The sequence below is a fragment of the Spirillospora sp. NPDC052269 genome (assembly GCF_040679435.1).
GTDB lineage: Bacteria > Actinomycetota > Actinomycetes > Streptosporangiales > Streptosporangiaceae > Spirillospora.
In genome coordinates this window covers 338236-362403 of record NZ_JBFAUU010000011.1, presented here as the reverse complement: position 1 = coordinate 362403, position 24168 = coordinate 338236, and the positions used below count along the sequence as shown (strand labels likewise).

Here is a 24168-nt window from a genome sequence, read left to right as displayed (position 1 = left end):
ATGACGTTCGCGCACGTCGTGGCGGGTCTGGTGTCGGGGTGGTGGCTGTGGCGCGGTGAACGCGCCGCGTGGACGCTGGCCCGCCGGATCGCCTCCCAGACGCGGCCACGCGGCGGGGCTACAGGGAGAGCTCCCAGGTCTCGCCGTGCACGGTGCCGCCGAAGCGGTCGGACGGCTCCTCCTTGTCCACGAGCTCGAAGCCCGCGCGGGCGTAGATGCGCCGGGCGGGCTCCTGGAGGGCGGTCGTCCAGAGCACCATCCGCTCGTAGCCGGACGCGGCGGCGAACCGGACGCACGCGTCCACGAGCCTGCCGCCGACGCCCGCGCCGCGTGTGTCGGGTTCGACGATCAGCAGCCTGAGCTGGGCGGTCGTCGCGTCGCGCCGGACGCAGAAGACGCTGCCGACGCGGCGTCCGCCGAGTTCGGCGATCCAGGCGTTCTCGCGCTCGGGGTCGTGCTGCTCGACGTACTCGGCGGCGACCCGGGCCACCAGCGCCTCGTAGCTGCTGTCCCACCCGCACTCGGACGCGTACAGCTCCCCGTTGCGCTGGACGACCCAGCCGAGGTCGCCGGGACGGAGGGGACGCAGCGTGACCTCGCCGTCGGACCCCGCCGGCGGGACGGGCTCGGGCGTGTCCAGGCACTCGCGGACCGTCCGCATCGACTCGACCAGGCGGTCGCGGTCCTCGCCGCTCAGTCCGTCGAGCAGGGCCCGGATCTGCGCGGCGGCCCGCTCGTCCAGCAGGGCGAACACCTCGCGGCCGCGGGCGGTCAGGCGGGCGAGCTGGCGGCGCGCGTCGTCCGCGGACCGCTCGCGCTCGACCAGGCCGTCGCTCTCGAACCGGGCGAGCATCCGGCTGAGGTACCCGGCGTCCAGGTCCAGGGCGCGGCGCAGCGCGAGCACCTCGGTCTCGGGACGCTGCGCCAGCTCGAAGACCACGCGCGCCTCGGTGAGCGAGTACGGCGTCCGGACGTGGCCGTCGCCCAGCAGCCCGAGGACGCGGGTGTAGAAGCGGTTGAAGTCCCGGACGGTCGCGACGTCGTGGGCGGGTGACGGCATGAGGTTCCCTCTCGCCTTATTACTTGACTGAGTCAAACGATAGGGCGCGAGAGGGCCCGCGTCCAGAGGCAGGGCGGGCGGGTCGTGGCACGCCGAAGGCCGCCCTGCGGACAGGACGGCCTTCTGTGAGCTGTGGTCGTTTGCGCCTTGGCCGGGTCGCCTACGCCTCAGTGAGGACGGCGGTGCGCTCGAGCTCGGCGCGCGCGTCGCCGACGATCCGGCGCTCGATGTAGAAGGCCAGGAACGGCACGAGTCCGGCGCCGACCATGAGGACCATCTTCTGCAGCGGCCATCCGGCACGCCGGTAGAGGTCGAAGGCCGTCACCAGGTACACCATGTACAGCAGGCCGTGGATCGGCGAGACGATCGCCGACGCGCCGGGCTGGTCCCAGATGTAGCGCAGAGGCATGGCGACGAAGACCAGGACCAGCAGCATCACGCCGACGAGCAGCGCCATGATCCGGTACCGCTTGATGGCCGCTTCCACGAGTCACACCCTTCTCAGCGCGCCCGACGGCGCTATCGCTTGCGTTCTTGCGTTCCCGCGTCCCAGGACGGGGCGTTGGGCCTCCCCAGGCCGGCCGCCCCCGGAGTGCGCCTAGTCGCGGCGCCCGGTCTGCGTGTTGAGCCGGTTCAGGTAGCGGTTGTAGGCGGCGAGCTCGGGGTCCTCGCTCTCCTGCCGCTCGATGATCTGCTGGGTGACCGCCTTCGCGGCGGGCTCCTCGATCACCTTCGGGCCGCGGGGGATGGACTCCTCGCCGGTCACCTCGTCCCGCATCATCTTGACCCACATCACCACGACGAAGATCGCGAAGATCGGCCACTCGAAGGTGTAGCCCCAGCTCCGGTCGTTGCCCCCCTGCGCACGGTCGAACTGCCACCAGCCGAAGGCCATGAACGCCCCGAAGAGGACGATCGCCGTCGTATGCAGCCCGATCCAAGCGGGAGTGAAGAACCTGCGCACGTGATGAGCGTACCCCCGCCTCCCCGCGATCCGTGCAGACCCCCGTCCGAGCGTCGCGCCCGGATGTGGCCTCGGCGAACCCCCTGGTGAGCGCCCTCAGGACACCCCGCGCCCCGGCCGGGCGCGACGGCTCGGCCGGGCGCGGGCGGGCGCGGATGGCTCAGCCGGAAATGGGTGGGCCGACGTAGACGGCGCGGGGGCGGAGGGGCGAGCGGCCGCCGTACTCCTCCAGGGCGTGGGCGAGCCAGCCCGCGACGCGGGCGACGGCGAAGACGGCCTCGCCCGCACCGGGGACGAGGCCGGCGACGCCGCCCAGCAGGGCCAGGGCGAAGTCGATGTTGGGCTCGGGCAGCCGCCGCCGCCTCGCCTCGGCGAGGACGGCGTCCGCGAGGGCGACGCGCGGGTGCTCCGGCGCCGCGTCCCGGACAAGGTCGAGCAGGACGGTCGCGCGCCCGTCCCCGGACTTGTAGACCGAGTGCCCGAACCCGGGGATCCGCTCCCCCGCGCGGAGCCGGTCGCCGATCACCCGTGCGGCCCGTCCGGGCTCATCGACCTCGGCGAACAGGCGTTCCGCCGCGTAGGACGCGCCGCCGTGCAGCGGCCCGCTCACCACCCCGAGACCCGCCGTGACCACGGCGTACGGATCCGCCCGCACGGACGCCGCGACCCGCGCGGCCAGCGTCGACGCCGCCAGTTCATGATCGGCGAGCAGCACCATCGACGCCTCGAACGCCCGCAGCAGGCCGGGGGACGGCGCGTCCGGAGACAGCGCCCGCCACAGCCGCCGGGCGATCGCACCCTGCCGCCCGTCCCCCTCCCCGCCCGCATGGGCGGCGGGAGGGAGGGCGTCGACCATGCCCGCGATCAGGGAGCGGGCCGTGACGAGGACGCCCTCCGGATCGATGTGGACGCGCAGGGGGTCGGTGACGGCGAGGGCCGTGATGATCACCTGGAGGCGGTCGAGCGGGAGCAGCCCGGACGGCAGGCCGGACTGGGCCGCCCGGGCGGCGCGAAGCCCCTCCTCCGAGGCCCGCCAGCCATGGGCCGGGGGCGCTTCGCCGCCCGGCGCGTCGGCGGCGAGGGCCTCGGCGTCGCCCGTCCAGAGCCATTCGGCGACGGCTTCGAAGTGGTGGCCCGTGGCCAGGGCGAGGGCGTCCCGGCCCCGGTAGTAGGGACGGTCCGGACCGAGGGCCGTGACGGACGACTCGATGGCCAGCTCGGACGGGCCGGGCCCGCGGCGCGGCCTGCCCTTGCGGGCGAGCTCCTCGACCTGGTCGGCGTCGAAGAGCGAGCGCCGGCCCGTCTCGTCCCGGCGGCGGCGCAGGACGCCCCGGCTCACGTAGGCGTACAACGTGGCGGGTTTCACACCGAGGCGTTCGGCGGCCGCCGCCGCGTCGATCCAGTCCCCCACCTGGCCGTCCTCTCGTTCAATGTTGATTATGGTCAATATTGATACATATGGATTCCGCTGTCAATCTGAGGGCATGCCTCAGATTCACTTCCTGGACGTCACCAACCGCGACGGCGTCCAGACCGCACGCACCGGGCTCTCGAAGTTCGGCAAGACGATGGTCAACCTCTACCTGGGCCGGCTCGGCGTGGCGCAGTCGGAGATCGGGTTCCCGTTCCTGTTCCACGAGGTCCCCTACGTCCGGGCGCAGCTGGCGCTCGCGGAGGCGGGGGCGTTCGGGGACCTGCGGCTGTCCGGCTGGTGCCGGGGCGTCGCGGCCGACGTCGAGAAGGCCCTCGCGGTCCGGTCGCCGTCCGGCCGGGGGCTCCGGCACATGAACCTGTCGATCTCGACGTCCGACTACATGATCGCGAACAAGTTCCGCGGGAAGCTGGACCGGGCGTCGATCATCAGGGAGGCCCAGGCGGCGGTCCGGGCGGCCAAGGCGGGCGGCGTCGAGACCGTCGGCGTCAACGCCGAGGACGGCTCGCGCACCGACGACGGGTTCCTGCACGAGTTCGCCCTCGCCGCCAAGGAGGCGGGCGCGGACCGCGTCCGGTACTGCGACACGATCGGCGGCGACAGCCCGGGACGGATCCGCGAGCGGTTCGCCAAGCTCGCCGCCGTCATCGAGATGCCGGTCGAGACGCACTGCCACAACGACCTCGGCATGGCCGTCGCGAACTCGGTGTCCGGCGCGCTGGGCGATCTCGAGGCCGGGCAGGACGCGTGGGTCAACACGTGCGTCAACGGCATCGGAGAACGCGCCGGGAACGCCGACCTGCTGTCCACGATCCTGGCGTTCGAGCACGCCTTCGGGGTGGACGCCGAGATCGGCGACGCGCTCGACCTGACCTGGGCGCGCCGCTTCTCGCTCTGGGCGGGCTACGCGTTCGGCCAGCCGCTGCCCTACAACCAGGTCGGCGCGGGCGTCAACGCGTTCGCGCACGAGTCCGGCATCCACGCGGACGGCGCCCTGAAGGACCACGGCAACTACGAGCTGTACGACGAGAGCGGCCTCGGCCCGTTCCCGGACGACCTGCACGCGCGCCGCGGCCGCGTCGTCCTGACCGGCGAGTACGGCGGACGCGCCGGATTCCGCCACGTGATGGACGAACTGGGCGTCGAGCCGTCCGACCCGGAACTGTCGTTCCAGCTCGTCCAGCTGTGCAACGCGATGACGGGACGTCCGCTCACCGACGACGAGCTGCGTCTCATCGCCGATCATCCCGCTGAGCTGGCGCTCCTCTTCCCCGGCCACCTCTGATCGGTCCTGCCGCCCCCGCGGCGCACCACGCGGGGGCGGCAGGGATGTCGGTGCCGGCTTCTATGTTCCGGACATGACCAGCGCACAGGCGTTCCAGTACGTCCAGCCGTCCACGCTCACGGGCACGGGGCTCGGGTTGTCGACGTCCGGCGGAACCACCGCGTCCGGCGGGCGGACGGACCATCCGCACTTCTTCAGCGGGCTGCTCACCCGGGCGGCGCCGGCCGCGGCCGGGCTGCTCGGGCTCGCCGACGTGGCCCGCACCCGCTACCACCGGCCGCGGCCGGCCTGGCTGCGCGACCCGGTCGTCACCTGCAACGGCGACCGGCTCCGGCTGGAGTCGTTCTCGGCGTGCGGCGGCGTCTACGCGCGGCTCGACGTCCTCCAGGAGGCGCTGGACGGCGAGGTCGTCGACCTCGGCACCACCAACGTGGACGTCAACGGCCCGCTGCGCGAGGCCCTGGCCCGGGTCGGCGGCGACGAGCCGCTGCACCTGGCCGTCGGGACGGGCGAGCTCGTCGTCACCACGCTGGACGGCGCGACCGTCGAGAAGAAGGTGCCGCTTCCGGACCGCTGGCTGCGCGGGTTCGCCGAGGTCCAGGTCATCGCGTCCGGGTTCGACCTGCGGGCCGAGCTCTCCGCCGCCGAGGCCGTCCGGTTCGTCCGCGGGCTGCCGAGAGACACCGGCCGCGGCGGTCCGGGCCTGCTGTGGGCTGCCCCGGCGGGACGGACGCTGCGGCTGACACCGCGTCCGGGGCCGGGCGCGGTGTGCCTGGCCGGGACGCACCGGCTCGCGACGCTGCTGCCGCTGCTGCGCTTCGCCCGCGCGCTGCGCGTGTACGGGCCGCCGGTCGCCGCCGGGACACCGCCCATGGCGTCCGCGTGGGAGCTGGAACTGCCCGGCATGCGGTACGTGCTGACGCTCTCCCCCGAGACGTCCCGCGGGTTCTCCGGCGAGGGCGCCGTCCTTGCCGACCTGGCCGCCGACGAGACCGCGGCGGACGCCGACCTCGTCGGCGCGCTGCTGGCCTTCGAGCCGCGCCTGGACGCCGACCTCCTCGCGTCCGGGGCGGGCCTAACCCCCGCGCGCACGCACGCGGCGCTCACGCAGCTCGGGACGTCCGGCCGCGTCGGCTACGACCTCTCCGAGGCGGCGCACTTCCACCGCGAGCTGCCGTACGACCCGAAACGCGTCGCCGCGATGAACCCGCGCCTGCGCGCCGCCCGCGCCCTCGCCGACGCGGGCGCGGTCCACTTCGAGTCGCCGGGGCTGGCACGGGTCATGACCGACGAGACGCGCCTCATCCGCCTCGACGGCGACCGCGCGACCTGCACCTGCCCCTGGTGGCTGGACCATCGCGGCGGACGAGGCCCCTGCAAGCACGTCCTCGCCGTCCGCATCGCCCGCGACCCCGCCGAAGCGGCCGTGCCTTCCGAAGTGCTCGAGGAGCAGGCGTGAACGCGGATCTGCGGGAGGCGATCTCGACGGGGCGCTCCCAGGAGGTCCTGAACCTCATCGCGGGGCTCGACGCCGCCGGGCGGAGGGCCGTCGCCAAGGAGCTGCCCGGGCTGATGCGTGAAGTGCGCGACCGGTCGCAGTACGGACTGATCGACGGGCCGGTGTGCGACGCGTTGCTGCTGGCCGGGCTGGCCACGATCGGTGGCGCGGCGGCCGCGGCGAACTGGATGGCGAAGCCTGACCTGGTCTGGTGGACGAACCGCTGGGACGTCCGGAACGCCGACAAGGCCGCCCAGCGAGGGCCGATGCTGCTGGACGCGGTGGCCAACCGTCCGGACGAGTGGGTCGCCGACGTCGTGGAGCGGGCCGCCGGGCGGCTGCGCAACCGCTGGCAGCACGAGGCGCTGTGGAAGGCCATCGCCGCGCTCGTGCCGCGCGCGGGTGGTACGCCTCCGACCAACGACATGTTCGTGCTCGGCTGGACGGAGTGGGCAGCCCACCCCGAGAAGCTCGCGGACGACCCGTTTACCGACACGCTGCTCCCCCGGGTGTTCGAAGTGGACGGCGCGGGCCACGAGGGCTGGGCGAAGGGTGTCGCCGCGCTCACGGCCTCCGGCAGGGTCAAGCGGTCGGACGTCCTCGACTGGTGCGTCCGGCGCCTGCTGCGCGGCGGACGCGTCCAGGACCTGCGCTGGTTCTGCGCGTTGCACGACGAGCTGGCTCCGACGCCCGAGGAGTCGGCGACCCGGCTCCGCGACTTCGTCCGGATGCTGCCCGCCGCGCCCGGCGCGGTCGCCGGCCTGGCGCTCCGCGAGATCCGGCGGGTGGACGAGGCGTCCCCGATCCCGCCCGCCGCGTTCGTGGAGGCCGTGGACGCCGCCGTGTTCCGCCCCGAGAAGCGGCTGGTCAAGTCCGCCCTGGTGTGGACGGGCAAGACGGCCCGCCAAGGACGGCAGGACACCGCCGTCCTGGCCGTCCTGGCCCTGTTCACCTCGGAGTCGCTCGACCTGCGCGAACGCGCGGTGAAGCTCGTCGCGAAGCACGCTGCCGACGCGTCCGCCGAGACACGCGCGGCGGCCCTCGCCGCGAGCGCCGACCTTCCCGCCGACCTCCGCGCCCTGATCCCAGGTGCCGCCAAGCCCGGCCAGGACGACAAGCCGGGTCTTCCGGTCGACTCACTTCCCCCCTACCTTCCGCCCACCCCGGCGCCGCCGATCGGCACGGTCGGCGAGCTGGCCGAGGAGATGATGCTCTGGCAGGGAAACCGATGGTCAGGGTTCGAACGCGTCATGACGGGGGTCGTCGAGCAGGCACACCGGGACCGGGACGGCACGCACACGGCCCTCGCCCGCCTGGCGGAGGCCCAGCCCCGGCTCTTCGACGAGGGCTACGCCTACCCGCAGACCTTCGTCACCCCCCAGGAACTGCTCACCCTCGCCCTCCAGAACCTCGCCCCGGCCCCCGAGACCACCGGTGTCCGGGCCCTTGCCACGGCGATGCGCGCCCGCCTCAAGCAGATGTCGAGAACGTCACCAGGGCTCTGCGACGACCGAAGCCACGGGCTGCCGCTGCCGTTCCGCTTCCTGGCCTGGCGGATGCGGGAGGCGGTCGACGGTCTGGGCTGGATGCCGTTCCTGCTGGCCACCCCGACCGAGGCGAACGGCCTGGTCGACCCGGCCGTCCTGGTCGGCCGCGCCCTGCGCTACGAGGCGGACGGCCTGGAGATCGGCCACGCCGACCTCGCCCAGGCGCTGCTCCGCACACCGCGCGCGGTCGGCTCCGACACGCTGAGACGTGCCGCCGGCCTCACGTCCGTGCGCGGCAGGGCGCTGGCGGAGCACCTCGGCGCGGACGGCCCGCCGGCCCCCGAGATCACCCTCCGGCCCGGTCGCAGCCCATGGCACAAGTGGGAGCATGAGCGCCTCCGCCTCCTGGCCGCGTCCACGCCCTCGGCGATGAGCCCGGCCCTTGAGGACGTGCGCCCACTCTTCACACTCCCACAGGGCGAACGCCGGGAGGGCTTCCCCTCGAGCCGCCTCTGGTCCGGCTACGAGCTGGTGCCGCGGCTGCTGCCGTCGCATCGCGAACTCGCCGCCGCGCACCTGCTGCCTGTCGTCTCCGGCATGCCCCAGGTCAGCGGTACCACCTTTGCCCACGCGGAGATCGGCGACGCGGTCCTCGCCCTCGCCGAGGCGGACGGTCCCGCCGGTCCGGCGACCGGCGTCGTCCTCGCGTACGCGGCGTCCGACAGGGAGTCGGCAGGACGCGCCATCGCGGTGGAGGCGCTGCTCGTCCTCGCGTCGCGGCGCCTCCTCCCGGCCGCCGACCTGGGCGGGGCCATCGCGACGCTGGTCGAGATGGACTGTGTGAAGCTCAACCGGATCAGCGACGTCCTCGCCGAGGCCGTCCACGCGGGCGCGTACACCGAGGTCTGGGAGATCGCGCGCGCGGCGCTGCCGCCGCTGCTGACCAGGGTCACGACGGGGAAGGCGGCGAACGCGCCGAGGGGCCTGGCCGACCTGCTGCAACTCGCCGCCCGCTGCGCCGAGACCGTGGGCGCCCGCGCCGACCTCCCCGGTCTCGCGGACCTCGCGGCGCGCGGCGGGTCGAGCCGGCTCGTCCGGGAGGCCGTCCGGCTGGAACGCACCCTGTCCCCGGAGCGGTGAACTGCCGGGGGATCCGCGTACGGTGGGTCGCTGCGGATCCCCCAGCCCCCGGAGAGTGGAGAGCATGTCCGAGACAGTGGCGTTCGGCGCGGCCGAGACGGCGCTCGGCCGGTTGCTGGTCGCCGCCACCGAGACCGGTGTCGCCCTGATGACCTGGCGCGACGCGCCCGGCACCCGCGCCCGCGCGCAGGGCCGCCTCGGCCTCCCGGTGGTGGACGACCCGGCCCGGCTGGCCGAGCCGCTCGTCCAGCTGAAGGCGTTCTTCGGCGGCGACCCGCACGCGTTCAGCGTCCCGATCGACTGGCGGCTCACCAACCCGTTGCAGCGGCAGGTCCTCGGCACGCTGTTCGAGCGCGTCCCGTGGGGGAAGACGATCACCTACGGCGGGCTCGGCGAGCGCTCCGAGGCGGGCGTGAACGCGCAGGCCATCGGCCAGGTCATGGGCTCCAACCCGATCCCGATCATCGTCCCCTGCCACCGGGTCGTGGCGTCCAACGGGATCGGCGGGTACAGCGGCGGCAGCGGCATCGAGGTCAAGCGCTGGCTCCTCACCATGGAGGGCACGCTCCCCGCGACCCTCGACTGGTCCCTCGAAGAGGGCCCCACCCCGGTCTGACGGCGGCGGCCCGCGCGGGTCGGTCAGTAGGCGACGCCGGTCAGCTTCTCCGAGACCTCCCAGAGGCGGCGCGCGGTGTCGATGTTGTTGGCCTGCGGCGGGGTGAGGACCTTCGCCGGGGTGCCGCGGTACTGGAGGACGCGCGGGCCGTAACAGGCGCCCGGCGTCACGTCCGGCATGACGGCCGCGTACAGGGACGGCAGCGCGCCCATGGAGGCGGGCTGCGCGAGCACGGCGTTCCCGAGGCCGAAGAGGCGCTCCATCAGCGGACGGCCCGCCATGCGCGGCCCCTCGGCCTGAAGGTTGGTGGACGCGTAGCCCGGGTGCGCGGCGACGCTCGTGACGTCCGGGACGCGCCGCGCGAGTTCCCTGGTGAACAGCAGGTTCGCGAGCTTGGACTGGCCGTAGGCGATCCACGGGTTGTATGAGCGCTCGCCCTGGAGGTCGTCGAAGCGGATCCGGCCCGTCCAGGCGACGCCGCTGGTCACGGTGACGACGCGGGGCGCGGCGGCGGCGCGCAGGGCGGGCAGCATGAGGCCGGTCAGCGCGAAGTGGCCGAGGTGGTTGGTGCCGAACTGCATCTCGAAGCCGTCGGCGGTGGTGCGCTTCGGCAGGGCCATGACGCCCGCGTTGTTGACGAGGAGGTCGAGCGGCTCGTCCGCCTGGCGGCGGGCGAACGCGCGCACCGAGGCGAGGTCGGCCAGGTCGAGCGGGACGAGCGCGAGTTCGGCGTCCGGGACGGCGGCGCGGATCCTGTCGAAGGCGGCCTGGCCGCGCTCGGCGCTGCGGCAGGCGAGCGTGACGGCCGCGCCGTGCCGGGCGAGCTGCAGCGCCGTGTGGTAGCCGAGCCCGCTGTTCGCGCCGGTCACCACCGCGCGCCGTCCGTGCAGGCCCGGAATGTCCGCCGCGGTCCAGCCGCCCATGGTGCACCTCCACGCCGTGTCCGACGACACCTCAAGCTAGACGTGGCGTCGAATACCGGCAAGGTGACACGCACCACGGGCGCCGGACGTTGGATCGGATATGGAACGGAACGGATCAGGCGGCGGGAAGGGTCTTCTCGATGGCGGAGAGGACCTCGTCGGCCTCGGGTTCGGTCTGCGGGGAGAAGCGGGCGGCGACCGCGCCGTCCGGGCCGATCAGGAACTTCTCGAAGTTCCAGCGGATGTCGCCGGTGTGCCCCTCGGCGTCGGGCGTGCCGACCAGCTCCGCGTAGAGCGGGTGCCGGTTCTCACCGTTGACCTCGATCTTCTCGGTCATCGGGAAGGTGACCCCGTAGGTGGTGGAGCAGAACTGCTCGATCTCCTCGGCGGTGCCCGGCTCCTGTCCCATGAACTGGTTGCACGGGACGCCGAGGACGGTGAAGCCGCGCTCGGCGTACCGCTCCTGGAGCCGCTCCAGGCCGGCGTACTGGGGGGTGAGGCCGCACTTGGAGGCGACGTTGACGACAAGGACGGCCTTGCCCCGATACTGCCCGAGGTCCGCGGATCCGCCCCGCAGACCGTCGATTTCCATGTCGAAGACAGTCATGAGGCGATCCTAGGACGATCTCCCGCGACGCGTCCGCACCAGTGCGCACCGCTTGCACGCCGGCGCGGGCTGTGACGTCCGCGAGAGAGGAACCTCCACCCCGTCCCGGACGCGCGCCACGGCGGGACGGGCCGGACGTCAGGTCCCGAGCGCGTTCACGAACGAGGAGAGTTGGCTGCCCGCCTTGCCGAGCTGGGAGAACGCGTTGTTGACCACGTGGGCAGCAGCGTTCGGTGAGCTGAGGAGGTAGAAGATGACAAAGGCGATGGCCACGTAGCGGAGGTTCTTCTTCATCCCTGACGCCGTCCCTGGAGTAGCGCAGCGACACACTGACCCGATCTCACTGTGCCCGTCTGCGGCTGGCCGCTTAGCGGGATTTTACTGTGGCGAGGCCGTCCGCGCCTGCCCACAGGTGCGCGAGATCCCTTACCCCACCGGCGAAACCGCGTCCCACCTGCGGCTCGGCGACGAAACCGGATGCGGATCCGGGAAGGGAGAGACGGCCTCCCGGCCGTGTCGCCACCCCCACCTCCATCAAGAAACCCACAGGAGTCCCCAGAACCCCTCCGAAGCTCACGAATCCCGCCCGAACACGAGAAGAGCCCCGCACCCTCAGGGGCACGGGGCCGGGCTGCCGGCCCTGCCACGGGACGGCGCCGCTGGACGGATTTCGGATGGCTAAGGAATGGCGCTGACGAATTGGGAAAGCGACTCCGCCGCGCTGCCGAGACCGCCGAGGGCACTGTTCACCAGATTGGCCGCGCCCTCCGGCCTGCTGACGACGTACCAGACCACGAACGCGATCGCGGCCAGCTTGAGATGCTTCTTGTTCACGGCCCCCACCCTCTGCAATGAAGCTACTACTCAGGGTAATGCCCCATGCCGGACGAGGGTGGATCAACGCAACGTAAAGACCACGTCAGGCCGTATGGGGCCGTGCCGGAATCGCTCGCACATCGGCGCGTCCGCGCGGGGGCGCGGGCGAAAGGAAAAACGCGGTCAGGCTCCGCCGCCGTGTTTCGTCAGATAGTCGAGATAGACCGGACGCAGGGCCTGACCGAGCTCGCCCTCACCGGAATGCACGGCCTCCTGGAGCAGCGACAGGCTGTGAAGCATGTCGTAGTCGGCGCGCTCGTCCTCGCCGAGGGACGCGGCGGCGGCCGGGATCGTCCGCAGCAGCGACCACAGGAAGCGCAGGTCGTGGTGTTCCCGGGCGTACTTCACGGCCCGGTCGTGCAGTTCGACCGTGGAGAGGGAGTCCAGGCCGGCGGCGGGCTTCTCATCGGACATGCGCCGACTCTATCCGGACACCCCGAAACGACGCGCGTCCCGGCCCGGGGCGGAACCTCGGGGCGGGACGCGCGGAAGGGAGGCGAACGGGTTACTTGGTGACGATGTTCGCGGGGATGGGCTGCCCCTGCTTGAGCGCGCCGAACAGCTGCCCGGCGCGGGTCTTGTCCCAGGTGATGTACGAGCCGGCCGCGGGACTGCTGCCGGTGCCGCCGATCGGGACGGTCGTCGTGACGCCCTTGCCGCCGGACACCCCGCGCATGGCCCACATCATCTGGACCAGGTCGTACAGGTGGTCGCCGTTGTCGACGCGGAAGTTGCTCGTGGCGTGCAGCGCGAGCGGGATGCTGTCGAACGGGTTGAGCATGACGCCCGGGCTGGTCGCCTTCTTCATCAGGGCGCCGAAGAACTGCCGCTGGTGCTCGACGCGCTCGAGGTCGGCGCGGGCGAACTTGCGGGTGCGGACGTAGCCGAGCGCGGTCTTGCCGTCCAGGTCCTGGCAGCCGGGCTTCAGGTCGAGGCCCGCCTTGTGGTCCTTGATGGCGTCCTTGACGCAGATGTTCACGCCGCCGATCGCGTCCACGACGCCGACGAACCCGCCGAAGCCGATCTCGGCGTAGTGGTCGATGTGGACGCCGGTCGCCTGCTCGACCGTCTGGACGAGCAGCTTCGGCCCGCCGAACGCGAACGCGGCGTTCAGCTTGTTCGAGGAGTGCCCGGGGATCGGCAGGTAGGAGTCGCGCGGCAGGCTGACCAGGGACGTCCCCCCGGCGCCGTAGTGCAGCAGCATCATCGAGTCGGTGCGGCGGCCCTCGGCGTGGCCGGTGGCGAGGTGCTTCTCGTCCGCCTTGCTGAGGCCCTCGCGGCTGTCCGAGCCGACGATCAGCCAGTTGGTGCCGGGTGTGTCGGCGGGGCGTCCGGCGTAGTCGGTGAGGACGTCCTCGCGCTTGAGCCGCGAGTCCAGGTAGAAGTAGCCGCCGACGACCAGCAGCACCAGGGCGAGCAGCACCCCGCCCAGCACCTTCGGCCAGCGCCGCCGCCGGCGGCGGCGCGGCGCGAAGTCGTCGTCCGGGGGACCGGGTGCGTACGGATCCCGAGCGTAGGGGTCGTGCCCCCCGATCGGTGCTCCCTGATGCACGTCGCTCCTCCTGTCTCGTGTCCGACCCTGGGGCCGGCCGTCGGTCATGGATGTCGACCCTAGACAACCGCCGGTGTGGCGTGCGTCCCACTGGCGCATGATTTGTCGCGGTCGCCGGTCATCTCAACCGCTGACGCCCGCGGAGGGGGCGTGCTACCTCCGGCGCATCCAGCGGTTCGGGCAGCGGGCCCCCTTGGGGCCATCTACCCGGCTTTCGGTCGGAGCACTTTACACATTATTTGCACTACAGGTAGTGGCCGTGCTGTTCCTCTGCGCTCCGGCGGGCGGGCGGGGCGGGCGGCAGATCCTCCGGCCGCAGCAGCGCGACCTCCGCGGACGTGGGCGTTTCGGAGCCTCCGGACGGGTCGCCGGTGATCCGCTGCGCCTGGCGGGCTATGGCGGCGTCCAGCAGGTTTCGGACGAACCTCGCGTTGCCGAACTGCGGACCGCGCGGCTGGGCCGCGATCCGCCGCCGGACGGCGCCGGGAAGCCCGTCCGCGAGCCGGAAACCGGCGTCCCCGGCCATCGACTCGAAGATCGCGACCAGCTCGTCCTCGGAGTAGTCCGGGAAGCTCAGCACGCGCGGGAAGCGGTCGCGCAGCCCCGGGTTGGACGACAGGAACCGCTCCATCGGGTCGGCGTACCCGGCGACGATCACCACCAGGTCGGCGCGGTGCTCCTCCATCTGCTTCAGGAGTTCGGCGACCGCCTCGGGGCCGAAGTCGAGCCGGTCTCCCCCGCCCCCGGCGGCGGTGAGCGTGTACGCCTCGTCCACGAACAGGACGCCGCCGAGGGCGCGCTCGACGGCCGCCCGCACGCGCGGCGCGGTCTGCCCGACGTACTCGGCGACCAGGTCGGCGCGGGTGACCTCGACCAGGTGCCCCGACGACAGCAGCCCGAGCCGCGAGTACACGGCCGCGATCAGGCGCGCGACGGTCGTCTTGGCGGTGCCGGGGTTGCCGGTGAAGACCATGTGCCGCGCGGGCGCGTTCTGCGTCACCCCGGCGTCACGCCACATCGGCTCGGCGCGCACCTCCGCCGCCAGCGCCCTGACCTCGGCCTTCACCACGTCCAGGCCGACGAGCGCCTCGATCGCGGCGACCGGGTCGCCGGGCAGGGCGTCACGGGCGGGGCCGAGGGCGTCCGGGACGTCGGCGAGCAGGATCTCGTCCAGCGACTCGGTCTCGTCGACGACGCCGTCCGCGAGGACGCGCCGGCCCTGGAGCGCGACCGCGCGGTCGAGCAGGTCGACCATGAGCCGGGCGTTGCCGAAGTCGCGTTCGCGCGGCGTCGCGCGCAGGAGCCGTCCGGCCTTCGCCAGGACGCCGTCGGCGAGCGCGAACCCGGTCTCGGCGGCGCGCCGCGCGAACACCTCGACGAGCTCGTCGTCGGTGAGGTCGGGGAAGCGGACGACGCGCGGGAACGTCGCGGCGAGGTCCGAGTGCGAGCGCAGCAGCCCGTTCAGCTCGGCCTCCGGGCCGGTGAGGACGACGAGCAGGTCGTCCGGGTGGGCCTGGACGGCCGAGAGCAGCACGTCGGCGGCCTCGCGTCCGCGCGCGCCCTCGGCGGTCGCGAAGACGTGCACGTCCCGCACCAGCAGGACGCCGCCGAGGGCGCGCTCGACGGCGGCGCGGACCTTCGCGGCGGTCTCGCCGGGGAACTCCCCGACCAGGTCGGCGCGGTCGGTCTCGACCAGCGCGCCCGTGGACAGCCTGCCCAGGTCGGCGTACATCCGGCCGAGGACGCGCGCGACGCTGCTCTTGCCGGTGCCGGGGTTGCCCGTGAACACCAGGTGCCGGGGACGGGACGCGACCGGCATCCCGGCCTCGCGCCGCAGCCGCTCCGCGCGCGCCTCCGCGACCAGCGCCTCCACCTCGCGCTTGACCGGCTCGATGCCCACGCACGAGGCGAGTTCGACGGCCGGGTCGGCGGGGACCGTCTCGACCGCGCCGGTGGGTGTGATGCGGGACGGCAGGTCCGCCACAGTGAGGACGAGGTCGTCACCGTCCGTCTCCACGTCGTCGGTGGCGACGCGGGCACGGGCGGCGGCGACGGACTCGGCGGCCAGGTATTCGGCCAGGCGGGCCCCGCGCAGGTTCCCACGCGCGGGCGTGCGCACGAGCAGGACGCCCGCCGCCCGCGCAACGTCCGGGGCCACGGAAGCACCACGCCTGGAGGCGGCCCTGCGGAACAGTTCGGCAAGGCCGTCCTCGGTGAGGTCGCGCGTCCGGACGACATCGAACGCGCGGACGAGCGCCGGGTTGAGATCGAGAAGACGTCGGTCGCCGTTCGTCCTGCATAGGGCGACGACGTCGAGGGAGGGCGAACGGGCGAGGAGGCGGCGCAGTTCCTCCACAGCGGCCGGTCCGCAGCGTTCGGCGGACGCGAGGCGCTCCAGATCGTCCACGACGAGGAGCAGGCGCGTCTCGACGCACTCGCGCACGCGCGAGGAAAGCCACATGACCGCCTCGCTCACGCCGAGCGACGAGAACGACTGGTCCGATATCCACAGGACGGAACGGACCGCGGCGAGCCGTGTGAGGCTCTCCGCGAGCAGGTCGGCGGCGTCGGTGCGTCCGGTGCCCTCGGGGCCGGCGATCAGCATCCGGACGGGACGCCTCCCGGCGGCCCGGTCGGCGAGCGCCACGCGCATCGCGCGCACGAGCTCCGGCTGCCCGACGACGGGATCGATGTCGGCCTCTTCATCGTCCACGGGCTCCGACGCCGGAGGACGTCCGACGGGGTGACCCGCGAGCGAGTCGCGCAGGGGGTTGGGGACGCGCCGCAACGCGAACAGCCGTCGCAGGTCCTCCTGGAAGTGCCCGACCGGAAGGCGGCAGCGCGGGTTCACCGCGACGCCGGGGAGCCCCTGGACGGCCCCGGTCACGCGCGCGGCCATGTCGAGCCAGGCGCGGCACGCGTCGGCCTCCCCCGCGACGAGCCCGCGCGCGAGCCAGCCGCGCAGCCGCAGCTGCCAGAGGTCGGGGTCGAAGTCGTCGGTCTCGGCGATCAGCCGGTCGGCGACGTCGCCGTACCCGTCCGCGCCGAGCGGGACGGCCAGTTCGGCGGGCGCGTCACCGATCTCGCCCGCCGCGAGCAGCCGGGCGAACGCGACCTCGAACGGCTCCGCGCCGTGCGCCGCGCGGGCCAGCCGCCCGTGCGCAGCCGCGAGCCCCTCACAGGCCCAGGTGAGGTAGGCGACCGGACCGGCCAGCTCGGGCAGGACGGCCAGCTCGTCCTCGGTCAGCTGGGCGGCCCAAACCTCCTCCAGCCGGTCGCGCGGAGTGCTCATCGCGAGCTCGCGCAGTTCCGGACGCTCGTGGAAGCGGTCGAACAGCCCGACCAGGGCCAGGCGCCGCTCCTCCAGCGGCGCGAGCCCGGCGAGCACGTCCAGCGCGCCCCTGGCGAGCTCGAACATGACGGCGCGGCGCTCCGGGTCGTCCCCGGCGGGCTCGGGCAGCCACAGGCCGGGCGGACGCCACCGTCCGCCCTGGGAGAACCACGCCAGCGGATGCCGCACGGGCGACTCGGGGTCGGCGAGCAGGTCGCCGAGGAGCTCGAAGTCGACGTCCCCGCGGTTGCCCGCGCGCACCGAGCCCGCGCCCAGCAGGAACGTCAGGAGCGACCACAGCTCGGCCCCCGCCGCGGACGTCCCCGGCCCGTAGAAGTCGCTGAGCCGCCGTGTCAGCACCACCGCCCGCTCGTCGGCGTTGAAGGCGACGGCGCGTTCGCGCATCTCCTTGTAGAGCCCGTCGGGAACCCGCCAGGGCCCGGACGCGTACACGTCCAGGACGGGCTCGTCGGTCAACAGCAGCTGGAGATGGGACGGAAGCCGGGGGGAAGCCACGAGAGCACTGTAACCACGCGGAGACCCCCCGAACCGGCCGCACAGCGCATTCCGTGACCACTCCGCCACCGAACCCGCGGCCGACCAGCGGACTCAGCGGACGCGCGACCTCTGGGACGAACCGTGGCCCCGCACCGGGACCGCGTCGGGCCGCTTGGCGGTGCGCCCGTCGCCGGACGAGCGTCCCGTCGCGCGGCGTCCGATCCAGGGCAGCAGGTAGGTGCGCGCCCAGTGGACGTCCTCGCGGCGCTGGGCCAGCCAGTGACCCGAGTCGTCGAGCGGCGGCCACGGCTCGTTCCAGTCGCCGTCCGCCGGGGCCCCGATCACCTCGGCGACGCGCAGGGCCAGCCGCCGGTGCCCCTCGGACGACAGGTGCAGCCGGTCCTCGAACCAGGCGCGCGGGTCGTTGAAGACCGGCATCAGCGCCCACAGGTCGACCACGTCGCACCCCCGCCGGTCGGCGATGGCGCGCAGGTGCATGTTGTAGGTCGCGGCCTTCCCGCGGATGCGCCGGCCCGACCGCAGTCCGTGCGGGTCGAAGCCGGTGAACAGCACGACGCGCGCGCCCGTCCCCCGCAGCGCCCGGACGGCCTCGTCGAACTCGATCGCCAGGGCGTCGGGATCGCCGCCCGGCCGGATGATGTCGTTGCCGCCCGCGCAGAACGTGATCAGGTCGGGCGCCATCTCGACCGCCCGCGGCACCTGGTCCTCGACGATCTGCCGCAGCAGCTTCCCCCGCACGGCCAGGTTCGCGTACCGGAGCTCGGGATTGCCCGCGGCGAGGTGCTCGGCGACCCGGTCGGCCCACCCCCGGAACACGTCGTCCCGCCCCGGCACGGGGTCGCTCATCCCCTCGGTGAAGCTGTCCCCGATCGCGACGAACGTCCCGAAACTCTCCGCGTCACTCATAAAGCCGTTCCTCGTGCAGGTCCAAGTAGTTCGATCACCTAGGAACTAATAGTGCATCGTGCATATTTCCTACGCGACCGTAGTGACCGCCACCGGACACACCGTGACGGACGGGAAAGAACGGCACAAGCGAACGACCGCGCGAGGGCGTCGCCCTCGCGCGGTCGTTTCGCGCGTCGTTCCCCGCTCAGCGCTTCCGGTCAGTGAGCAGTACCGACCATGGACAACGCATGTTGGACGAGCGTGATGAGAACCCTCTTCGTGGACTCGCGGTCGCGTGCGTCACACTCGACGATCGGCACGTGCGAGCTCACGGAGAGCGCCTCGCGGATGTCCTCCTTGGCGTACTGGAACTCGCCGTGGAAGCCGTTGACGCCGACGACGAACGGGAGACCCAGTTCCTCGAAGTAGTCGACGGCGGCGAAGCAGTCGGCCAGACGCCGGGTGTCGACCAGCACCACCGCGCCGATCGCGCCCTTGACCAGGTCGTCCCACATGAACCAGAAGCGGTGCTGGCCCGGTGTGCCGAACAGGTACAGGATCAGCTCGCTGTCGAGCGACACGCGGCCGAAGTCCATCGCGACGGTCGTGGTCGTCTTGTCGGGCACCGCCGACAGGTCGTCCACGTCGGCGCTGGCCGCGGTCATCACGGCCTCGGTGGTGAGCGGCATGATCTCCGACACCGAACCCACGAACGTGGTCTTGCCGACGCCGAAGCCGCCGCCGACGACGATCTTGACCGAGGTCAGCTCCGGCCCGTCCCCGGGCGCGGCCGCAGCTGGCGGCTGGTCATAGCTTCCGAAGCCCACTCAGAACCCTCTCAAGCAGTCGGATGTCCGGCTGCGCGCCCGCCGGGCGGGACTGGTGCAGCCGGAGCAGGCCCTCCAGGGCCATGTCGGCGACAAGGACGCGTGCGACGCCGAGCGGCAGCCGCAGCAGTGCCGACACCTCGGCCACCGACCGAGCCGTCCGGCAGATGTCCATGATCGCCCTGTATTCCGGGGTCAGCGAGGAGACGTCGCGCGGCGGATGCGGCGCGGCGGTCACCATCGCCTCGATCGCGAGGTCGTACCGGGGCCGGGTCCGGCCGCCGGTGACCGCGTAGGGGCGTACCAGCGAGCTGGTGTCGCCACCGGAGTCGCCGCCGCCGTGCCGCGGCCTGGGCGTACGGCCCTGACCGGGGTGCGGCTGCTGCCCCTGCACCGGGTACCCGCCGCTGTGCCCGCCCTGAGGGACGTCACCGTGCCATCCCGGCGGGCCACCGCCCGCTCCGGGACCGAAGGAACCACCTTGATCCATCGCACCGACCTCCGTGTTCAGGGTCCGCTAATACCGGACGGGCCCGGCGCCCATGCCCGACCCCGGGTGACCGGCGTAGGGGGGCTGCTGCTGTTCGGCGGTGCGGAGCGCGGGGGTCAGCACCCGCCCCACGCGCTCGACCAGGAGTGTCATCTCGTAGGCCACCAGGCCGAGGTCGCAGTCCGGCGCGGCCAGCACCGCGAACACCGCGCCGTTGGCGATGGACATCACGAACAGCAGTCCGCGGTCCATCTCCACGACGGTCTGGTTCACCCCGCCGGCGTCGAAGATCTTCGCCGCCCCCTGGGTGAGGCTCATCAGCCCCGAGGCGATCGCCGACAGCTGGTCGGCGCGCTCCGGCGGGAACCCCGCCGAGTACGCCATCGGCAGTCCGTCGGAGGAGACCACCACGGCGTGCGCGACCTTCGGGACACGGTCCGCGAAGTTCGTCACAAGCCAGTTGAGATCCTGCCCGCTCACCGCGTGCCTCCTGTCTCTCCGCCGCTCCTGTGCGACGGATCTTCACCTGTCGTACCGCTGTCCGCGGACCCCGCATCGGGCAGGTCGGGGGTCGCGCCACGGGTCTGGGTTCGTCCCCGCTGGACGCCGCGCTGCAGGCTCGCGAACCGGTTGCGCACCGCGTCCGCGGGCGGTCCGTCGGCCGGCCGCGCCGGGCCGAGGCCCTGCTGCGGGGCCGGCGTCTGGCCCGCGCCGTTGGCGCCGGCGGCCTGCTGGGCGCCGTTCGTTCCGCCTCGGGCGCCGATGGCGCCGGGGACCCGGTTGCGACCGGGGACCCGCTTGGGCAGGCCCGCGTTGGTCTGCTTGCCCTGGACGGGCTCGCGCAGCGCCTCGACGGCCTGGAAGCCCTCGTCGCCGGCGGACGCCCAGCCCTTCACCGGGTCGGCGTTGGGGGACGGCTCCGCACCGCGCTGGAACCACTCCGACTGCATCGCCTCGAAGATCGGCGAGCGCGGCGGACGGCCGGGCGGCCGCCTGGGCGAGGCCGGCGGGCCGGTCTCGGCGGTGCGGCCCGCGTTCGGGGCCGGCGGCGCCTCATGGGCGGCCGACGGCGCGGCGTGCGATGCGCCCGTGTGCGGCCTGGCCGGGGTCGCGTCCTGGGGACGGTTCGTCTGCTCCGGAATGGCGTCCTCCGGGATGTTGGGTTCCTCCGGGATGGCGCTGACGGGGCCGGTGTCCCACGAGAACGCGCGGCGGGCCGGGGCCGGCTCGGAGTCCTCGGGGCGCTGCGGCGGCTGAGCCGTGCGGCCGGGGTCTCCGGCGTAGGGCTCGGCGGCGGGGTTCCGGTCCGCCGGGGCGGACCGGTCGATCTGCGTACGGTCTACGGGGCGACGGTCCTCGGTGTCGCCGGGCCACTGGCCGGACGCGGCGGGCGTCGCCGACGCGCGCGGGTCCTGGCCGTTGCGGTCGGCCGGCTGGAAGACGTCGTCGGCGGGCGTGCCCACGCCCGGCAGCTGCGCGCCGGGACGGCGCACGGGCAGGCCGGAGGTGGTGCTGCGGTTCGGGTCGTCCTGGCCGGCGCGCGGGACGGAGCCGTTGGCGAGCCCGTCCATGCGGGTCTCGGCGCGGTCGGGGGCCGCGTGGCCCGCGCCCAGGTCGCGCTGGTCGCCGGTGCCGCCGAGGACGGGCTGCGGGCCGGTGTCGCCGAAGCGGCGGCCGTGCCGTCCCTCGAAGCGGCCGTTCTCGCCGAAGCGCGACGCGCCGGAGCCGTCGGCGTCCGGACGGGCCGGGTACTCGTCCTCGCGGAAGGCGCCGGGGCGCTCGTCCATGGCGGTCGCGGTCGGGGCGGCGAGCGCCGGGACGGCCGCGCTCTCGATCTGGGCGGTGCCGCCGCCTCCGCGGGTGCCGACGCCGGCGTTGTCCGCCGGGCTGATGACGTGGTCAGGCAGCATGACGAACGCGGTGAGGCCGCCGCCCTGCGCCATGCGCAGCTCCACCCGGATGCCGTGCCGGATGGCGAGGCGGCCGACCACGAACAGGCCCATGCGGCGGGCCGCGGAGAAGTCGATGACCGGCGGGTTCGCCAGGCGCCAGTTGGCCTGCTCGAGCTCCTCGGCGGTCATGCCCACGCCGTTGTCGGTGATCTGGAGCATCGCGCCGCCGCCGCTGAGCCGCTGGCCGGAGACGGTGACGCGGGTGCGTCCGTCGGAGAAGACGGTGGCGTTCTCGACCAGCTCGGCGAGCAGGTGGACGAGGTCGTTGACCACGGGGCCGGCGACCGTCATGTCGCCGTGCACGCGGACCTCGACCCGCTCGTACTGCTCGACCTCCGACAGGGAGGCGCGGACGACGTCGATGAACGGGACCGGCTGGTTCCACCGGCGGGCCTGGTCCTGGCCGCCGAGGACCAGCAGGTTCTCGTTGTTGCGGCGCATGCGGGTGGCGAGGTGGTCCAGGCGGAACAGGTTCGCCAGCTGCTCCTCGTCGCGCTCGCTCTGCTCCAGCTCCTCGATGAGCTGCAGCTGCCGCTCGATGAGGGTCTGGCTGCGGCGCGACAGGTTGACGAACATCGCGTTGATGTTGCCTCGCAGGACGGCCTCGTCGGCCGCCAGCCGGACCGCCTCGCGGTGGACCTCGTCGAACGCTCGGGCCACCTGGCCGATCTCGTCGGTGGAGCTGACGTCGATCGGCTCGACCTCGATGCCCTGGGCGGCGGCCTCCGGGTCGCGGAGCCGGTCGACCAGGCCGGGCAGCCGGGTGCCGGCGATCTCCAGCGCGCCGTCCTTCAGGCGGCGCAGCGGGCGGACCAGCGAGCGGGCGACACCGAGGGTGAACAGCAGGACCGCGATGAGGACACCGGCGACGACCGCGCCCTGCACCATCACCGACTCCTCGGCGGCGCTCTTGCGCTGCCCGGCGGAGGCGATGATGCCGTCCACCATCTTGCGCTGCACCATGTACATCTTGTCGACGGTGCCGGTCATGGCCTTGCGCCACGCCTCGTTGTCGCCGCCGCCGCGGACCAGCCGCAGGCGGGACCCGCGCAGGCTCTCGGTGAGCGCCCGCTCGCGGAACTCGGCGGCGCGGTCGACGTCGGGGCCGATCACGGTGTCGTCGTAGAGCTGCCGCTGGGTCAGGTGGGCCGCGGTCCGGAAGTTCGCCAGGTCACCGTCCATCTGCGCGCGGGCGTCGAGCAGGCTGCGCAGCCCGTTGGTGTCGAGGCGGCCGGTGTTGGTGCCCGCGAGCAGGACCGCACGCTGCAGGGACGCCTGCTCGGCGGCGCGGCTGAGGGCGGCGAGCGCGCGGGTGTCGGTGGTGAGCCCGGCGTCGTTGGTGGCGGTGGAGATGCCGTCGAGGTAGCCGATGACCTCGCCGAGCATCTCGGTGTACTTGGTGGTCACCGTGTCGGCCGGGACGCGCGCCGAGGTGAGCTGGCGCAGCGCGGCGAGCCCGTCGAGGCGGGTGACCAGGGCGCGGACGTCGTTCTCACCGTCGGACGAGACGACGGCGCGGACATGCTTGCGCACCTGGGTGGCGACCTTGTCGACCTTGGCGTACTGCGCGGTGATGACGGCCTTGCCCTCGGCGGGCCGTTTCGCGGCGATGTAACCGGCCGACAGGTCGCGCTCGGTGCCGAGCTCGTGGACCAGGTCGGTGACGCTGCCGCCCAGCTCCGCCATCCGCTCGACCTTGGCGTAGTCGCTCGCGTCCTGCTGGGCGCCGAGGACGCGCAGCCCGCCCAGGACGACGGCGACGGCGGTCGGGATGAGGATCAGGGCGACCAGCCGGACCGGCACGCGCCAGTTCGCCGGCCTGAGCTTGCTCCCGCCGCGAGGGCCGTCCGCTGCCGGGACGCCCGCGGCGCCGGCCGGTCCCTCGGGAGCCGCCCCCGCGTCGGACCGCTCCCCGCTGACGGGTCGGTCGCCGGGCACGGCCCGGGAGCCCCCTGCCCGGGGGCCTTCGTCCGGCAGGGCCTCCGATGCCGGATCGCCCGCTCGATTGCGCACTTGGCGTTTACACCCTCTCACTTACTGTGCCGTTCACGGCCGTCCGTCCGCGGACGCCGGAGTCCGGGTGCCAGTGGCGGACGCGACCGACTGGCGGGGCGCCTAGACACGCGCCACCGCGGGACGCCCTCCGCTGCGCCCGACATTGCAGCACATTAGGGGAATCGCCGCAAAGAGAAGCACAACTTGGCGATCTTCGCGGCCTGACCTTGCGAAACGTGTGCAGTATGTCCGGTTTATGCCTTGCCGTCCTAGGACAAAGCACCCGAACGAGCCCACACCGAGCGCCTCCAGTCCGTTACTCCGAGTAGAAATTCCCGCCCCGGACGCCCCCGCACGGGCGGCGGCAGGGCCGTCAATCGACGACCCCACCGCTCCTACCCCCAACGGTTTTCCGCCCCATTCCCACACCCCTCACTGGGCCCCCGGATGGCACCATTCGAACAATTGTTCGAGCAAGAAAAGAGGCGGAAGAGGGTTGCGGCGATACCCCCCTGTTTGCGATATGGTCCGACCGCTGTCGATCAAGTAAAACCAGCTCGATCGGCACACGGCGGTGGTGCCCACCCCCTGACCGCACCGCCCGCCGCCCCCTCCGAGTACCGAAGGAACGAGATGAATCGGTCGAGGCGTGATAGCGCCGGAACCGGCCCTGGGACCAATGTTGCAGGCGTCGAGGTCGGCGTTGGACTGGTCCAAAGCGCAGCC

General features: G+C 73.1%; 20 protein-coding genes. 4 read left to right on the top strand and 16 right to left on the bottom strand.

Annotation, left to right across the window (positions count from 1 at the left end; genetic code table 11):
* Window positions 1-118: 118 nt before the first annotated feature.
* From AB0L06_RS25190 to AB0L06_RS25175, 4 genes are all read right to left on the bottom strand, one after another.
* Window positions 119-1060, bottom strand: a complete 942-nt coding sequence (locus AB0L06_RS25190; RefSeq protein ID WP_500233528.1) for a bifunctional helix-turn-helix transcriptional regulator/GNAT family N-acetyltransferase — start codon at window positions 1058-1060, stop codon at window positions 119-121.
* 160 nt (window positions 1061-1220) lie between these two features.
* Window positions 1221-1547, bottom strand: coding sequence for a DUF3817 domain-containing protein (locus AB0L06_RS25185; protein WP_500233527.1), 327 nt, complete (start codon window positions 1545-1547; stop codon window positions 1221-1223).
* Window positions 1548-1658: 111 nt separating this feature from the next.
* Complete coding sequence (locus AB0L06_RS25180) at window positions 1659-2024, bottom strand: hypothetical protein (RefSeq protein ID WP_500233526.1); 366 nt, start codon at window positions 2022-2024, stop codon at window positions 1659-1661.
* Between the two features lie 160 nt (window positions 2025-2184).
* The gene (locus AB0L06_RS25175) at window positions 2185-3435 is read right to left on the bottom strand and encodes a citrate/2-methylcitrate synthase (protein ID WP_500233525.1); all 1251 of its coding nucleotides are present in this window, start codon (window positions 3433-3435) and stop codon (window positions 2185-2187) included.
* Window positions 3436-3508: 73 nt separating this feature from the next.
* Between AB0L06_RS25175 and AB0L06_RS25170 the strand changes: the two genes are divergently transcribed.
* The 4 genes from AB0L06_RS25170 to AB0L06_RS25155 all read left to right on the top strand — a co-directional run bounded on the left by AB0L06_RS25170 (window position 3509) and on the right by AB0L06_RS25155 (window position 9482).
* Window positions 3509-4741, top strand: a complete 1233-nt coding sequence (locus AB0L06_RS25170) for a hydroxymethylglutaryl-CoA lyase-like TIM-barrel protein (RefSeq protein ID WP_500233524.1) — start codon at window positions 3509-3511, stop codon at window positions 4739-4741.
* Between the two features lie 73 nt (window positions 4742-4814).
* Window positions 4815-6200: an SWIM zinc finger family protein gene (locus tag AB0L06_RS25165; protein ID WP_500233523.1), complete on the top strand. Its 1386-nt coding sequence runs from the start codon at window positions 4815-4817 to the stop codon at window positions 6198-6200.
* On the top strand, window positions 6197-8866 hold the full coding sequence (locus AB0L06_RS25160; RefSeq protein ID WP_500233522.1) for a DUF7824 domain-containing protein: 2670 nt from the start codon (window positions 6197-6199) through the stop codon (window positions 8864-8866). Before AB0L06_RS25165 ends, AB0L06_RS25160 begins: the two co-directional genes overlap by 4 nt.
* 64 nt (window positions 8867-8930) lie before the next feature.
* Complete coding sequence (locus AB0L06_RS25155) at window positions 8931-9482, top strand: methylated-DNA--[protein]-cysteine S-methyltransferase (protein ID WP_500233521.1); 552 nt, start codon at window positions 8931-8933, stop codon at window positions 9480-9482.
* Between the two features lie 23 nt (window positions 9483-9505).
* On the opposite strand, the gene AB0L06_RS25150 is transcribed toward AB0L06_RS25155, so the two are convergent.
* The 12 genes from AB0L06_RS25150 to AB0L06_RS25095 all read right to left on the bottom strand — a co-directional run bounded on the left by AB0L06_RS25150 (window position 9506) and on the right by AB0L06_RS25095 (window position 23385).
* Complete coding sequence (locus AB0L06_RS25150; RefSeq protein ID WP_500233520.1) at window positions 9506-10405, bottom strand: oxidoreductase; 900 nt, start codon at window positions 10403-10405, stop codon at window positions 9506-9508.
* 115 nt (window positions 10406-10520) lie between these two features.
* The gene (locus AB0L06_RS25145; protein WP_500233519.1) at window positions 10521-11012 is read right to left on the bottom strand and encodes a glutathione peroxidase; all 492 of its coding nucleotides are present in this window, start codon (window positions 11010-11012) and stop codon (window positions 10521-10523) included.
* 138 nt (window positions 11013-11150) lie between these two features.
* On the bottom strand, window positions 11151-11306 hold the full coding sequence (locus AB0L06_RS25140; RefSeq protein ID WP_500233518.1) for a hypothetical protein: 156 nt from the start codon (window positions 11304-11306) through the stop codon (window positions 11151-11153).
* 384 nt (window positions 11307-11690) lie between these two features.
* A complete protein-coding gene (locus AB0L06_RS25135; protein ID WP_170026506.1) occupies window positions 11691-11846 on the bottom strand; it encodes a hypothetical protein in 156 nt (51 codons plus the stop codon).
* Between the two features lie 165 nt (window positions 11847-12011).
* Window positions 12012-12302: a hypothetical protein gene (locus tag AB0L06_RS25130; protein WP_500233517.1), complete on the bottom strand. Its 291-nt coding sequence runs from the start codon at window positions 12300-12302 to the stop codon at window positions 12012-12014.
* Between the two features lie 91 nt (window positions 12303-12393).
* The gene (locus AB0L06_RS25125) at window positions 12394-13440 is read right to left on the bottom strand and encodes an LCP family protein (RefSeq protein ID WP_500233516.1); all 1047 of its coding nucleotides are present in this window, start codon (window positions 13438-13440) and stop codon (window positions 12394-12396) included.
* A gap of 244 nt (window positions 13441-13684) precedes the next feature.
* A complete protein-coding gene (locus tag AB0L06_RS25120) occupies window positions 13685-17287 on the bottom strand; it encodes an AAA family ATPase (protein ID WP_500233515.1) in 3603 nt (1200 codons plus the stop codon).
* Window positions 17288-17380: 93 nt separating this feature from the next.
* A complete protein-coding gene (locus AB0L06_RS25115; RefSeq protein WP_500233514.1) occupies window positions 17381-18196 on the bottom strand; it encodes an SGNH/GDSL hydrolase family protein in 816 nt (271 codons plus the stop codon).
* A gap of 200 nt (window positions 18197-18396) precedes the next feature.
* Window positions 18397-18945, bottom strand: coding sequence for a GTP-binding protein (locus AB0L06_RS25110; protein WP_500233544.1), 549 nt, complete (start codon window positions 18943-18945; stop codon window positions 18397-18399).
* 40 nt (window positions 18946-18985) lie between these two features.
* Window positions 18986-19495, bottom strand: a complete 510-nt coding sequence (locus AB0L06_RS25105; RefSeq protein ID WP_500233513.1) for a DUF742 domain-containing protein — start codon at window positions 19493-19495, stop codon at window positions 18986-18988.
* A gap of 27 nt (window positions 19496-19522) precedes the next feature.
* A complete protein-coding gene (locus tag AB0L06_RS25100; protein ID WP_500233512.1) occupies window positions 19523-19975 on the bottom strand; it encodes a roadblock/LC7 domain-containing protein in 453 nt (150 codons plus the stop codon).
* The gene (locus AB0L06_RS25095) at window positions 19972-23385 is read right to left on the bottom strand and encodes a sensor histidine kinase (RefSeq protein WP_500233511.1); all 3414 of its coding nucleotides are present in this window, start codon (window positions 23383-23385) and stop codon (window positions 19972-19974) included. Before AB0L06_RS25095 ends, AB0L06_RS25100 begins: the two co-directional genes overlap by 4 nt.
* Window positions 23386-24168: the final 783 nt, after the last annotated feature.

Bases quoted from the DNA above. Each gene is read 5' to 3' on its own strand.
- AB0L06_RS25115 (WP_500233514.1), bottom strand. From the start codon at position 18,196: ATGAGTGACGCGGAGAGTTTCGGGACGTTCGTCGCGATCGGGGACAGC.
- AB0L06_RS25155 (WP_500233521.1), top strand. From the start codon at position 8,931: ATGTCCGAGACAGTGGCGTTCGGCGCGGCCGAGACGGCGCTCGGCCGG.
- AB0L06_RS25165 (WP_500233523.1), top strand. From the start codon at position 4,815: ATGACCAGCGCACAGGCGTTCCAGTACGTCCAGCCGTCCACGCTCACG.
- AB0L06_RS25105 (WP_500233513.1), bottom strand. From the start codon at position 19,495: ATGGATCAAGGTGGTTCCTTCGGTCCCGGAGCGGGCGGTGGCCCGCCG.
- AB0L06_RS25130 (WP_500233517.1), bottom strand. From the start codon at position 12,302: ATGTCCGATGAGAAGCCCGCCGCCGGCCTGGACTCCCTCTCCACGGTC.
- AB0L06_RS25140 (WP_500233518.1), bottom strand. From the start codon at position 11,306: ATGAAGAAGAACCTCCGCTACGTGGCCATCGCCTTTGTCATCTTCTAC.
- AB0L06_RS25190 (WP_500233528.1), bottom strand. From the start codon at position 1,060: ATGCCGTCACCCGCCCACGACGTCGCGACCGTCCGGGACTTCAACCGC.
- AB0L06_RS25145 (WP_500233519.1), bottom strand. From the start codon at position 11,012: ATGACTGTCTTCGACATGGAAATCGACGGTCTGCGGGGCGGATCCGCG.
- AB0L06_RS25150 (WP_500233520.1), bottom strand. From the start codon at position 10,405: ATGGGCGGCTGGACCGCGGCGGACATTCCGGGCCTGCACGGACGGCGC.
- AB0L06_RS25170 (WP_500233524.1), top strand. From the start codon at position 3,509: ATGCCTCAGATTCACTTCCTGGACGTCACCAACCGCGACGGCGTCCAG.